Annotated in this window: 13 protein-coding genes; all 13 read right to left on the bottom strand. The window is 62.8% G+C overall.

The annotated features are described in order from the left end of the window. Nucleotides 1-108: 108 nt before the first annotated feature. Complete coding sequence (locus AC3WTC_RS05600) at nucleotides 109-786, bottom strand: hypothetical protein (protein ID WP_099786231.1); 678 nt, start codon at nucleotides 784-786, stop codon at nucleotides 109-111. A gap of 1 nt (nucleotide 787) precedes the next feature. Beyond that, entirely contained in the window at nucleotides 788-1,066 is a 279-nt protein-coding gene (locus AC3WTC_RS05595) for a hypothetical protein (RefSeq protein WP_492710926.1), read from the bottom strand. Then, on the bottom strand, nucleotides 1,066-4,554 hold the full coding sequence (locus AC3WTC_RS05590; protein WP_492710924.1) for a TipJ family phage tail tip protein: 3,489 nt from the start codon (nucleotides 4,552-4,554) through the stop codon (nucleotides 1,066-1,068). The genes AC3WTC_RS05595 and AC3WTC_RS05590 overlap by 1 nt, the downstream gene beginning before the upstream one ends. Further along, complete coding sequence (locus AC3WTC_RS05585) at nucleotides 4,551-5,165, bottom strand: tail assembly protein (RefSeq protein ID WP_492710922.1); 615 nt, start codon at nucleotides 5,163-5,165, stop codon at nucleotides 4,551-4,553. The genes AC3WTC_RS05590 and AC3WTC_RS05585 overlap by 4 nt, the downstream gene beginning before the upstream one ends. After that, the gene (locus tag AC3WTC_RS05580) at nucleotides 5,158-5,898 is read right to left on the bottom strand and encodes a C40 family peptidase (protein WP_492710920.1); all 741 of its coding nucleotides are present in this window, start codon (nucleotides 5,896-5,898) and stop codon (nucleotides 5,158-5,160) included. Before AC3WTC_RS05580 ends, AC3WTC_RS05585 begins: the two co-directional genes overlap by 8 nt. A gap of 61 nt (nucleotides 5,899-5,959) precedes the next feature. Further along, nucleotides 5,960-6,655: a phage minor tail protein L gene (locus AC3WTC_RS05575; protein WP_099786232.1), complete on the bottom strand. Its 696-nt coding sequence runs from the start codon at nucleotides 6,653-6,655 to the stop codon at nucleotides 5,960-5,962. Nucleotides 6,656-6,804: 149 nt separating this feature from the next. After that, on the bottom strand, nucleotides 6,805-7,941 hold the full coding sequence (locus AC3WTC_RS05570; RefSeq protein ID WP_492710918.1) for a hypothetical protein: 1,137 nt from the start codon (nucleotides 7,939-7,941) through the stop codon (nucleotides 6,805-6,807). Nucleotides 7,942-7,951: 10 nt separating this feature from the next. Beyond that, entirely contained in the window at nucleotides 7,952-8,422 is a 471-nt protein-coding gene (locus AC3WTC_RS05565) for a hypothetical protein (protein ID WP_223483431.1), read from the bottom strand. A gap of 1 nt (nucleotide 8,423) precedes the next feature. Further along, nucleotides 8,424-9,578: a hypothetical protein gene (locus AC3WTC_RS05560; RefSeq protein WP_492710916.1), complete on the bottom strand. Its 1,155-nt coding sequence runs from the start codon at nucleotides 9,576-9,578 to the stop codon at nucleotides 8,424-8,426. Nucleotides 9,579-9,616: 38 nt separating this feature from the next. Continuing rightward, a complete protein-coding gene (locus AC3WTC_RS05555) occupies nucleotides 9,617-10,762 on the bottom strand; it encodes a hypothetical protein (protein WP_134831858.1) in 1,146 nt (381 codons plus the stop codon). Nucleotides 10,763-10,831: 69 nt separating this feature from the next. Next, a complete protein-coding gene (locus AC3WTC_RS05550) occupies nucleotides 10,832-11,980 on the bottom strand; it encodes a hypothetical protein (protein WP_492710914.1) in 1,149 nt (382 codons plus the stop codon). A gap of 8 nt (nucleotides 11,981-11,988) precedes the next feature. Then, entirely contained in the window at nucleotides 11,989-12,318 is a 330-nt protein-coding gene (locus AC3WTC_RS05545) for a phage tail protein (RefSeq protein ID WP_025875719.1), read from the bottom strand. Beyond that, nucleotides 12,315-13,589 carry a phage tail tape measure C-terminal domain-containing protein gene (locus AC3WTC_RS05540; RefSeq protein ID WP_492710912.1) on the bottom strand — a complete coding sequence of 425 codons (1,275 nt, stop codon included), beginning with the start codon at nucleotides 13,587-13,589 and terminating at the stop codon, nucleotides 12,315-12,317. The genes AC3WTC_RS05545 and AC3WTC_RS05540 overlap by 4 nt, the downstream gene beginning before the upstream one ends. Nucleotides 13,590-13,711 lie beyond the last annotated feature (122 nt).

Here is a 13,711-nt window from a genome sequence, read left to right as displayed (position 1 = left end):
TGCAGTGCGTCGTCGGGGAGCGTGGAAGGGGCGCAGTCTACGGGAAGGGGCCGGGCGGCTCAAATGGCCGCCCGGCTCCTTTGCATCCGACATTATGCGCTGGCGGCGCTAGTAGCCGGTGACATCGAGCACTGCGAGGGACGCGTTGTTCCCGGTATAGGTGAACCCGGTCGGCAGAGGCAGCCCATAGTAGGGACCATAGGTGCGACGAGCCGTGGACGTCATCCCGAACGTGATGGTGCCACCATTCACTGCCCCTCCGGAAACACTTACGTCCTCGTATTGCAGGTACTCCTGTGGATCGCCCCATCGCCGGAACGAATTCACCGAATCGAACGCGGAGACCAGAGGCATCACCGCCCACGCCCGACCAGGATCGAACTGTGCACTGCCCTGCCACCCGGGGCGCGTCGATGCCGAACGCAGACCTGCCACCCGTGCGGCCTTCCTGCCTGCGTCGAACATCAGCCGGCCAGCACTGTCACGGATGATCAGGCCAAAACTGCTCGGCGGTTCCTGTGGCGGCGCGTAGACATACCACTGCACCACCGCGCCGGGTGGACCGAACAGATACAGCCCGGCCGGATAGCCATCGATCTGGTTGTAGTACTGGCTGCCCACCACTGCGGTCGAGCGCACGGCCACGGAACCAGCATGGTTGCCGATGTAGCGGCTGCCTTCACTGTCCAGCGTAGCGGTACCTTGAGCGAGCATCGCCAGTGTCGGGAAGGCATCGTCGATCAGCACCGTGCCCCAGTCATTGATGATCTTGATTCCTGCGGTCATGTCAGCGCGCCCATATTTCGACAGTGCCTGGATAGCGGTCCTTCAGAGGAACATTGACATGGCGCCAGCTGATGGTGCCCGAGGCCATATCGATGGTGAAATCCGGGGCATACCAGCCGCGAGCGACCGCTGTTAGATCGGTATCCTCCGGTTGCCGAGAGAAGGGGGCGCTGCCGTCGACCGTGCTGTACTGCACGCGTGCAAGCACGCGGAACAGCCTGCCCCGAGGGTCGTAACCCAGGCTGCCGTCGGCATTGAATACCTGGATTCCTGCTGGCATCACCACACCCCCATCTGCACGCGCAGCGTTCCGGCTGCATCAAATACCTGGATCACGTTGTTGACGATGGTCAGATAGCCGCCGTTGTCGGGGCCGGTCATGGTCATCGCACCGCTCTTGTCCAACCGCCAGCGGGGCTGCCCTCGGGCACCCACTGCGTTGGACTGGATGAAATCGCCGATCATCGCGTTCTGGATCCTGCCGTTGCCGATCAATGCCTGGCTGATGAAGGTCTGTCCGTTCTCGACCACGAAAGGCGTGGTGATCTGCCCGTTCCTTTCATTGATGAGGGCGAACCGATCGGCCTGCATCAGGATCTGGCTCTGGTAACTGCCATCGGGCTGCTGCTCGACGCCCAGGCCCATGCCGGCCATATAGATCTGCCCAGCGCTGGTGATCTGCGCCTTGACCGTATAGGTCGCGCTGACCTTGCCATCCAGGTTCACCACCGCCTGCGAGACCTGCTGCACGGCTGCGCTGACACCTTCAATCTTGCCAGGCACACCATCGATGGATGCCTCGACCGTATCCACCCGCTTGGCCAATGCCGTGTCCTTCTCGGCCATAACGCTGTAGACGGTGATGGCGCCAGCAGTAACGTCGTTCTCACCGACGTTGTAGTCCTCCTCGCCCGCGCTGTGGTCACTGACCTGGGCGAACAATCCGTCGACCTTCTGACCCTGTGCGGCCACCTTGCCATCCACGTCGGTGACGTCCATCTCAAGCTGATCGACACGACCAACAATGGCACCCGCTTCAGCAACAGCGTCGCCGATGTCCTTCCAGTGGCTGCCCGGTGGCGTTTCGTTGCCTGCGGCGCTGCCCTGCCAGCTCCAGATCCGACCGTCGTGGATGACGGACTCGCCTGGGGCGTAGGTCGCCGCCGCGTCCCAGACCAGCGGCAGCACCCCGGTGAGGCGCTCGATCTTGCCCCTCAGTTGCTGACCCAACGCGCTTTCGTTGATGCGGCCAGCAAAGTAACTGTCGTAGTCGTCTGGGTTGCTGCTCGATTCGCCGATCACCCCGACATCAAGGGGATACCAAGGGCCGATGTTGCCGCTGCGATCCACCAGCCTTCCCCAGAACCAGAAACGCGCGCCCGCTGCCAGGCCGTTCATCTGGTGCTGGGCCTGCGGATAGGCGAAGTCACCGAGCTTGATCGCGCTCTCACGATTGGGACCGGTGCTGTACCAAAGTTCGGTACGCTCGGTGTCGGTTGCGCCTTCGGGGAAGCCCCAGGACAGTGCGATGCCGAAGGGGCGACTGGTGCTGGTCAACGATGAGAGCGACGGCGGTGGCGTGGTCTTGCCCTCAATCGTCGTCAGCGCGCTGACCATCGGCTGCGACACCGCTCCCAGCGCATTGACTGCACGAACCCGGGCCAGGTACTGGCCGGCGTAGATGCCGCGCACTTCCAGGCTCTGCGTACCCACGCGGCCGGCACGGACCCAGTTGAGATCACCACGACGCCATTCCACGTCATAGGCAATCGCCTTGTCCGCCGCGTCCCACTCGATGGTGAGTACGGAAGTGGCGATACCCTGGTCGACGACCACATGCGAGGCCATCCGCACGTTCGCTGGCGGCGGCTGCACACTGGGTGGCACGATGCTGATCGGCGGCTGCTCCAGGCGCGTGCCATCGTCGATGGCGGCGTACTTGCCCGGCACATGCTTGAGCGCGGTGATCTGGTAGGTCAGCTCTTCGCCTTCACTGATCGACAGCACGCGGTACTGCTGCAGCGCCAGCTCCGGCGACTCCAGTGCCCAGACCGACTGCGCGACCGGTACTGCCGACCACGGCGCGGTGACGGTGACCGTCTCGCCATCAACCGACTGCACGGTACGTGCTTCGGAATGCCCATTGGGCAGCGTCGCACGCAGGGTATCACCGGCTTCAATCTTCTCCGGCGGCTGGTCCAGCACCAAGGTGCGCGCACCCGCGCTGCGGATGCGCCCTGCATTGCGGCGACCGGCGCGGTTCGGGTCGGCCACCTGGATGATGTCGCCGGGCATGCAACCCAGGGCATCCAGCCCCACCGAGAAGCTGATCGTCTCGGTTTCCAGCATCTCGGTGTGCAGGATGTGGTTGCCCACGCGCTGCGCCTGCGAACGCGAATGGCAACCCACCGCCGTCACTTCGGTCTGGTTGATGCCATAGCGGGCGACCCCCGGCAGGTGCTGCACCACTTCGACCTTCTGCCGGCCGAAATCATCCGGATCGATCCAGGACACCAGAGCGACGGTGTGCCGCGCCGTGCGGCTGCTGCCCGCATAGTGGAAGCGGCCCTCGATGACATTGGCCTGGCTGTAGGTCAGCAGCGGGTCCTTGGGCATGTCGGCCGAAGCCATGACCTGGCCGGCTGCATAGAAGCTGATGCCACGGAACATGGTGGCGATGTCCTGCAGCACCCTGTATGCCTCAGCGCGGGTCTGCAGGTACAGGCTGCAGGTGAATCGCGGCTCCCTGCCGCCCTGGCCATCGCTGACCAGTTCGTCGCAGTAGCGGGCGATCTGGTAGAGGCGCCACTTGTCCACCCAGTCCAGCGGGATGCGATGACCCAGGCCGAAGCGATCGTTGGTGACGATGTCGAAGAACACCCACGCCGGATTGTTGGTCCAGCCGCTCTTGAAGGTGCCATCCCACACACCGCTGTAGACGCGGGTGAGCGGGTCATAGTTGGACGGAATGCGTACGATGCGCCCCCACAGCTGATACGAGCGCGTGGGAATGTTCTGGAACTGGCTGGCATCGACCTGCACCGCCGCCAGCGCGCAGTTGGGATAGCGCAGCTTGGCATCGATGATCTCGGTCATCGACAGCACGTTGACGGTATCGGCGATGGTGCTGCTGTTGGCGTTCGCGGTCAGCCGTCGGATGCGCACCTGCCACTGGCTGCCTGCCGGAAGATCGATGCGGCGGCTGCGTTCGTACTGGCTGGTGGTCTTGCCACTGAAAGCGTCGTTCAGCACGGTGCTGAACGGGCCGCCGTCCGTGGACAGGTCCACCGCATACATGATGCGATAGCCCTCGGTATCACCGTTTTCGGTGTTGGTCTTCTGCAGCGCGGGCACCGCAAAGCGGATGCGCACCGCCGACAGATCGGCACCGGACACGGTGCGAACCACCGGCGCGTCGCTGCGCAGTTCGACGTTGACGCCGACTTCGTTCTCGATCGAGGGGAAGCCGCTGATGTGCTCCTGGTCCTGGGTACCGGAACGCGTCTGCACGTCCACGCCGGAGAAGTTCAGCGTGCCGTCCGGGTTCTCGATCGGCACCTGGTCCAGGTAGATCGACTGCTTGCCCGCTACCAGCCCGCGGATCTCGCCTTCACTGGCCAGGTCGATGATGCGGGCCACTGCCATCGAGTGCAGGCTGTCCGGCGTTTCCACCGGCGTGCGTGCATTGCTGGCGCCCTTCTTTGCACCCACCAATGTGGGTATGGGTGCACTGCGCTCACGCTGTGCGGAATGAATGATCTGGTTCAAAACTGGTCCTCCGCCAGGATGCCGCCGCTGATCACGGCCGAGCCGATGAACATGCCTTTCTTGTCATGGCCGCCGTAGGCCACCGGGACAGGATTGCCTTGCGCCTGGGTGTTGACGGTGCCGTTCATGCTGTAGCTGGGAGCGTTGTCGGGGGAGTCTTTGGCGCCTATACCTTTTGGTTGTGGGGTGAGCATTTGGGCGACACCGCCGAAGACCATGCCCCAACCGATGTTGACCAACGCGCCTCCGACGGGGGCCGCCCAGCCATACGACAGTCCGGTAATGACATTGCCAACGACGATCAGGACCACTCCAATGACGGTCTGCAATATGCCTCCTCGCTTGCTGCCCACCATGACAGGCGCAATACGGATGTCATCCTGCCCCGGCGGGTCGTGCAACTGCTCCCGGGAGAGATTTTGTTTACCGTTGAACACGGCAAACTCCATGCCCTTGGCCTTTGCACCCATCAGGTACTGCTGGAAGCCAGGCAGCATCACGCATAGGGCATGCACGGCCTCGGCCGGGCTGTTCACCGCCAGCCGGAACTTGCGCCCGAAGCGCGCGCCCAGCTTGCCGTACAGGCGGATGGTACGAAGACGGTCAGTCATGGCGCACCTCGCGATGGCGGACGATGCAACGGGTGCGCTCGGCCCACATGCCGCCGTAGGGCACGGTTTCGGAAAGACGACCGTGCAGGTGATGCAGCATCTGCCCGTCGCCCAGGTAGACGCCGGCGTGATTGGTCACCGGCGAGCGGATCTGTATCAGGATCATGTCGCCACGCCGCGGCTCGCCTTCGATCAGGTCGAAGCCTTCCGCATGCAGTCGTTCAAGGCTGTACAGGTCCTGGCCGTTGTCCCACCAGTCGTCGTCGCGGGTGTAGTCGGACAAGGAAATGCCCAGTTCGCGCGCGTGGAAGTCGCGCACCAGGCTGTAGCAGTCCAGCACGCCGTGGGCGAACTGGCGGCCGACCAGCGGCGCAACATAGCCATTCGGCTGGATGGTCTGCAGGTCACCGCATTCGGGTGCCTCGCCATCCACCTGACCGACGCTGACGATGTGCCAGGTCAGGCCACTGTGCTCGCACATCACCCGATCCGCGTCCGACGGTGTGGCAGCTGCGTCCGGATGGCTGTGCACCAGGGCCAGCACCTCGCCCTTGTCTTCGGCCACGGCATAGTCCTCGGCCGGCAGGCGGAAGTGTTCACTGGGTGTGCCCGCGAGGTTGCGGCACGGCAGATAGTGCTCGTGGCCTTCGATGGCCACGATCAGCCCGCAGCACTCGCGCGGGTACTCGGCCACGGCATGTGCCTGGATGGCCTGCAGGGTTGTTGGTTGCATGTTTCACCCATGAAAAAAGCCCGCGCGAGCGGGCCTTGAAGTGGAAAGTCGGAGAGCGGGATCAGGAACGAAGCAGGCCAGCGGCGGGAAAGCCGCCGTAGGGCAAGGGTTTGTCCTGGCCGAAACGCATCTTGCAGCTGCGCACACGGCCCCCGCACTGGTCGCGGGCGGGGTCATCGGTGGCCACGTCGTCGCCATCGGCAACCGCCGGCCCGTTGTAGCCGCAATAAGGGCCGCGGTAGCCACCCCGCACCAGCCAGCCACACATGCCGGCGATGATCTGCCGACCAGGCAACTGCTCACCATTGAGGTCGATGGCCGTGGTCAGTTCGAACTCCACCGTCTGCTTGTCCTCACCGACCTTGCGCTCGATGAACCAGACCTCGTCGGGGAAGTGTTCTGCCGGATCGGCGCTGGAATTGCCCTCTTCGAAGTTGGCTGCATCCAGGTACTTGGCGAGCGTCTGCCGACGGATGACACGGGCGCCGACCAGATCATCGAACAGCAGGCACATCGCGGTGATGCGGCCATCGATGTTGCTGACCCGAAGTTTCGGGTTCGGCGGCTGGTCGCCGGTTCGTTCAAAGCCGCTGGCTTCGATCGGCCAAGGGCCGTACTCCTGACCCTGCCAGATGATCACACCGCTCTGCAGGTGCGCGTGGAAGAACAGCTGGTCGGCACCGAAACTGCTGGCGTCCAGTTCGAAGACGGTAATGCGGCCACCCGGCTCGAGTTGCTGGGCATCGGCGGTGATCATGAGGTGCGCTCCTGGGCGGTGGCGGGATGAGGCGGTACGGGATGGGACGGCTGACCGCAGGGCACGATCACACGGTGTCCGGGGCGCAGTGACGCATTGGTGGTGAAGCCGCTGACGCGGCCGGTTTCGGTCGTGATTGCGCTCATGGCTCAGAGCTCCGCGTCTGCGTGCACCAGAACCTGGGAGGTGGTCGACCACACCACGACCGCTCCGTACTGCTGCATGTTGTTGGACATCGAGGACAACACGGCCGCGTCCACGGTGGACTGCCAGCCCGGATCGCCGCCGTTGAAGTTGATGAGACTGCCTTCGGAGCCGAAGCCCACCAGGTTGAGCGCGGTGGAGGGCGAGGTGATCCTGGGCGCCACGCGCTTGCGTACCTTGAACGGGATGCAGGCGCGCGAATCGCCGTTGGCGGTGTAGGTGATTCCCAGGATCCGGTTCACATCAACTGCTTCGTAGTAGCGCTGGCACAGCAACAGTTCAAGCGCTTCGGGCCGGCGATCGAAATCGGTCGCGGTGTCACCCTCCTCGACCTGCATTTCAGCCAGATAGACCACGCCACTCTTCTGTCCCGCCCCGAACGCGCGACCTGCGAAGTTCGCGCCCGCGTCCAGCCACAGGCTGAGCTGTAGATAGCTGTCGGCGCCCAGGGTCTGCCCTGCGATGCTAGGCACATCCACGGTCAACTGGTGCCAGCGCCACATCGTATCGAGCGTGACGCCGCCGCCGATGCTGTCCCTTGCCGTTGAGCCGCCGGCGCCGAACGACTGCTGGAATTCCAGGCCCACCTTGAAGTTGTCGACCGTGGCCCTCGCCTTGAAGCTGACGGTGACCCGCTTTCCCGCGAACGTACGCACGTCTTCGATGCGCTGCTGGACGAGTGCCATGCTGTCGGCGCCGGCGACACTTTCGACGACGAGCTTCAGCAGGTGACGGGAACCTGCGATCAGCCTTCCCGCCGCACCACCGCCTGCCGCAATGTCGTCGCGCGATGCAGAGAGAGTGGTCGCGTGCGAGTTCACCAGCCAGCGATCGGCGGTAGGACGGGCACCGGTAGATGCGGAAAACGCCGTACCCCTTTGCCAGACCCGGAAGTCACCGTTGATAAGGCGGTTGCGGCCTGCCATTCGGCTGTCCAGGCCGTCCACGGCGGTCTGTACGCCCTCCAGGCCTGCGTAGACGTCGGCGAAGTTGTCGTTGATCTTGGTAAACGCCGGGCGCTGCGTTTCCCCTCGCTTACCATTCGCTTGAATGGTATCGAGGTCGATGATTTTTCTTGCCATGAACGCTCCTCTAGATTCCTGTGGGCCCGCGCTCCGGCGGACCGCTGTCGGAAGTCCCGCGCACCCAGTCGAATGTCTCCGGCTGCGGTAGTCTCTGCCTGATCTGTTCCCAGGTCTGCGCATCTTCGGGCGATGCGATGGTCAGATTTGTCAATGCCAGATTGACTGCATCGCGCCACGCCACCATCGCTCGGGCCTCGCAGGAGAGTCCCGAGATCACGCTGCTGATGTAGCTACAGCAGCTTTCTATGGATGTATGCCCCAGTGTCTGGACGTACTCGCACATCCATTGCTCCGCCTGGCGGCGCAGCAGATGGAGGTGCTCGGTGGAACCCGCCGGGTAGGGCGGCGGCGCTGGCGAGGGCGCGTTGCCAGCCAGGATCCACGTCTCATAATCTCGCCACATCCAGTGGCCACGCGGAATGAACGCTCCGGTGCCTGTGCACTTGATGATGTCCGGATCGTGCGTCAGTTGATACATGTCAAAGCTCCGCATCTGCAGTCCAGTGGAAGGAGGAACCCCAGTTCCCGGGTGCCGACACATAGTTGACCTGGGCTCCGGACTGGCCTGGGTTGACGATCGACGTCACCGTGCCGGCACCACCAGATGCACCAGAGACCTGGCTGACGGCACCGGTTGTGTCGTTGTAGACGGTGTAAGCAGGCGTCGCCCGCTTCAGTACGCGGCAGCGGATGTGCGAGGTACTGCCCACGCCGACCGAGCGGTCATAGAACTGGTTGTCCCGACCGGCCCCATCAGCGGTGCCAGGCGGTACATCTATGTTGTAGCTCTTCTCGAAGTAGCGCTGGCACAGCAGCAGCTCCAATGCGTCTGGTCTACGCTCGAAGTCGGTGGCTGCAGCGCCATCTTCCAACTGCACCATCGCGATGTCGAAGTTGCCTGTCTGATGCCCCAGGCCTGGAACCCGATTGCTGAAGTCCGGACCGGTGGACATCCACAGCGAGACCCATGTGCAGTGTCCGGCACCGTTGGTGTTCTTTCCGGAAACACTGGGTACATCGAACGTCATCGTGTACCTGCTCCAGGTTCCTGTCAGCGTGGCGATGCCAGCAAACATCTGTGTCGAGGAGTCCTGACCACGGAAATCCTGCTCGATTTCCACGGCAATCTTTGATCCGGGCGCTGCCTTCGCATAGAAGGAAAGCGTCAGCTTCCTGCCACTGAGCAGTGTTACGTCTTCGATCAATTGCGAAACGCGCTGGTAGCTGTTCCTGGCCGAAGAGGCGCCTACGTTGACATTCATGTACCAGCGCGGATTGCGAGGAACTGCGGTCTGCCCCGGCTCCAGCGGGAAGCGCGCCATTGAAAGCGTTCCGTTGCCGTTGTCACGCTTCCAGCGATCGGCCAGATAGTTCGAACCTGTGCCCTGTGCCAGGCCCCACCCGCGCTGCCAGAAGCGGAAGTCACCATTGACGAGGTAGTTCCTGGCCAGTGATCTACCGGCCAACGCTGCATCCAGGGCTGCTGGAATTGCCGTGACGGCCTCTTGAGCGTCCTTCAAACCGCTATACACCTCGGCAAAATTGTCGTTGATCTTGGTGAACGCCGGCCGCTGTGTCTCGCCTCGTTTTCCATTCGGTTGAAGGGAATCGAGGTCGATAATCTTTCTTGTCATGTCGGGATCCTATTGTTCTGGTGAGAGACCGCTACGGATCAGAACTCAGCGTCGGCCCACCAATGCCACCAGCCGCCCCAACGCCCTGCATTGTTCGACCAGCTGACTTCGTAGCCTGAGTTGGACGCATAGTTCACAACGCACGGCACCCTTGAGATGTTGTCTTCGGCGATATGTCCATCCTGCTGCACGGTGTCGGCCGAGATTATTTTCACGTTGGGATGCGCGCGCTTGGAGGTCTGAAATCGGACGCTCTGGTAGTGGGCGATACCCGGTGTATTGGATGAGAACGCCTCGCGCCCTTCGTTGGTGACCGTGTTCGGCGGTACGTCCAGCTTGTAGCTCTTCTCGTAATAGCGTTGGCAAAGTGCCAGCTCCACACCCGCTGGCCGCCAGTCGAAACGCGACGCCGTGCGCCCTTCTTCGACCTGGAACTGGGTGAAGCCAAACGAGCCGTTCTGCCCCACCAGCTCCCCGCCCTGGCCGGTACCGCACAGGTCGAACACCACGTACAGATGATCGTTTCCATTGCTGCCGAGCGTCTTCCCTTTGGTGCTCGGCACCGTCACGGTGACGCTGTGGCGCGCTGCTGTCGCGCCCAGTGTGAGAACGCCGGCTTCGGTCACCACTTGAGGTGCGGGCGAGCCACCCGTTCCGAAATCCTGAATGACACGTACGCCTACCTTGCGTCCCGGTACGTCGCTGTTTGCCCATACCGATATCGTGATATCACCGCTTGCACTACGGACGCCCTCGATCCTCTGTCCCATCCAGGCACCACTGGTGGCGACAGCACCGGAAACCGTGCAAACGAGGATGGAGCGGGTATCCTCCGGGTAGCCTGCCTGCTGGCCGTCATAGACGACGCGCTGGATATCCTGATTGCAGCTCAACGCGGAGTTGGAGAAGCGGTCGGCAAAGAAGGTTTCAGCCCCCAATGTTCCTGACCCACTGCCGACCCGACCGGAAGTCCGGCGCTGCCAGAACTGCAGGCCGCCGTTGATGAACAGGTTCCTTCCCGGGATGCGCTCGATGATCACCGCGTCGATGCTTTGCGGGATCGTCGCCAGGGCATCGTAGACCTCTGCGAAGTTCTCGTTGATCTTGGTGAAGGCCGGGCGCTGTGTTTCACCCCGCTTTCCATTCGGTTGAATGGAATCGAGGTCGATGATTCGTCGTGACATTTCTGCTGTTTCCTTGTCTTTTCGGGGATTGCACCAAAGCAGCGCATTCCGCAGTGGTGCTCGCGGATCTCAGATTTCCGCGTCCAGACTGATTCCGGTACCCGCGTCGGCGGAGTCTGCGCTCTGCAGGATCCCGGCCTGACCGGCAGCGGCTTCGTTCAAGGACCCGATGATGGTCATCCTCGTCGAAGACACTTCGACCGCGTTGAGCGCCGTCAGGCTCGTCGCCCCCGATCCCGTAAGGAGTCGCCACTGCGGCAGGTTTGAGAATCCGACCGCGGGGATGGTCCGCATCCGCTGGCTGAATGGATAGATCAGGTACACCTTGTTGTCACCACGGATGAGGCCGACACCCGCGTTGAAGCGAACTCCGCCGTCAAAGGAGGAGCCCGTGGCATCGGCCTGGTAGTAGCGCCGACAACGCTGTACTTCTTCGTCCAGCGGACGCCATTCGAAAGCCGTGGCCGTAGCGCCGCGCTCCCACTGGAATTCTCCGAAGTAGACCTGGCCATGCTGCGCGCCAAGGCCGGCGGTGCGGTTGGCAAACTGCGTGCCCGCAGATACCCACACGCACATTACGGCGGCACCTTCATCAGATAGTTTTTTTCCCGAGATGGAGGGCAGCGTCACTGTCTTGCGGATTCTGTTCAGGCCAGGAGCGAGCTCGAAAATCTCAGGTGCAACGGCCAGTACCGGAGCGCTGCCCGTTGCGCCGAAGGTCTGCGCGAACTCCAGTGCGATCCTGCGCCCCCCCGCACCTGCATTGAATACCAGGAAGGACACCGTGCTTGGGGTATCGGCGAAGGTTCGCACGTCCTCCACACGTTGCTCGAACACGAAGAAATGCTTCTCTGCGTCGGTGTTTCCACTCGAGCTGACGGACAGCGTGTACTTGCTCCGGGGAAAATTGTTGTCCCCCATAGCCGTGGGGTTCCGCCTGAATACCGGATCGGCGATGCCCTGCATCTGAAGGAACCAGCGATCGGCCGTGTACCTTCCCGATGTGTTGAAGCTGGCACCCCGCTGCCAGCAGTCGAAATTGCCATTGATCAGGCGATTTCTTCCCGAGACCGCACGTGCGACCGCCTCGGGTACTGCATCCACCGCCAAGGCCACTTCCTTGAAATTCTGGTTGATCTTGGTGAAAGCGGGGCGCTGCGTTTCGCCCCGCTTGCCGTTGGGCTGGATGGTGTCCAGGTCGATCTGCTGAAGGTCCATGTCCGCTCCTACGGCTGATACGTCTGTTCGAACGTCGCAGTGATGCTGAACACCGATCCACCCAGATGGCTGTCGGTATAGGTGTCGCAGCCATACAGACCAGTGCCCAGCGGGCCCCGCCAGAAGAAGCTCTGGCCCACATGGCCATCCAGGAACGCAACGATCTCGTTGATCGTGCTGCGATTACCGACGAACTGCAGCTGGTAGCTGCGCAGGCGGGCATTGAGCCCATCCGGTGCGGCTTGTGCGTATCCATCGCCGAAGCGCGCGCGCTTGACGGTGGCAGTGGTGGTGCCAGTGCTCTGGCTGGTTGCTGCCCAGGTAAAGGTGTCGGTCATCGTGCTGCACTCCTGCTGAGGACGCCGCCAGCCTTCATGTCACGCATCTGCAGATCACGGTATTTTCGCTCCACGAACTGGCCGATCTCGTTGCCGAACTGCTGCAGCATGCTTTCGTTGCTGGTGACTTCCTTGCCACCGTTGTTGTCGATGCGGATGTTCACACCCACCCCGCCGCCGCCGGCACCGTGTGCCGCCACTCCCAGGCGGCCATCGGGCCCGCGCTGCAGCGGCATGATCGCTTCAGGCCCCGCTTCACCGAACACGCCGGCGCCCTTGGCGAATGCGAACAGCTGTGGGGTGTTGTAGATACCGCCGGAGTAGGCGGAAAGGCTGGGCGATTGGTAGACACCACCCTTGGCGTTGGCCTCCACCCCCGTGCCATAACCGAGCATGCCCGTGATCTTTTTGACGCCCCAGACGATTGCCTGCTGGATGGCGATCATCTTGAGGTCGGCGATGATCGACTTGGCCAGTTCCTTGTAATTGGACTTGCCCGTCTTCACGAAGCTCTGCAATGCGGCCTCGGCTCCGGTGAATGCCTTGGAAAATGCATCCTGGGTGGTCTTGGCGGAGTTCTCGGTTTTTTCCATGTACTCGCCGAGCGCGCTGCCGAAACCCTTGCGGAACCCCGAAAACCCCTTGGCGTCCTTGTCATCCTTGCCGCCCTTGGTATCACCTGCCTTGGCATCGCCGGCCTTGGCATCCTTGGGAGCTGCCACGCCTGCTGCAGCTGCCGCCGCGTCCGTCGCAGCGTCCTTGGGCGCCAGGTCGACACCCATCATGCCGGCGATCTTCCTCGCTCCCCAGACCAGAGTCTGCTGTGCGGCAATCATCTTCAGGTCGGACAGGATGGACTGGGCCAGCTCCTTGTACTTGGACTTGCCGGTGGTCACAAAGCTCCGCAGCGCCTCGTCGGCGCCAGTGAATGCCTTGCCGAAGGCCTTCTTGGCGGCCGTGGCGGTGTTCTCGGTCTTGCCGATATAGTCGCCGAGCGCGCCGCCCAGACCCTTACGGATGCCCGCCAGGCCTATGTCGTCCTTGTCCGCCTTCTCCTCCGCCTTCGCGGCCTTGCCCGCGTCACCGCCCGCTGCGGCCGTAGCAGACTTCGCCACCGCCTGCATTTGCGTGTTCAGGGCAGTCAGTTGCGTGGACAGGGCGGTGACCAGCGAGGCGCTGGTTGTCAGCACGGCGTTGAATGCCTGCTGCACCGTATTGATCTTTTCCAGCTGCCGCTGGAACTCCTGTGTGGTGCCGGTCATCTCGGTCATGCTGCGCCTTGCTGCCTGCATGGCCGTTTCCAGTGCATTGCTGGCGTCCACGGTGGCCCGTGTGCTGCCAGGCGATGTAGTGCTCATTGAGTGTTCCTCGGGAGAGTCGGCTCCGCATCGGC

This window comes from Stenotrophomonas sp. FW305-C-20-S1, from assembly GCF_058783335.1.
This window is presented reverse-complemented; position numbering and strand designations above follow the sequence as displayed.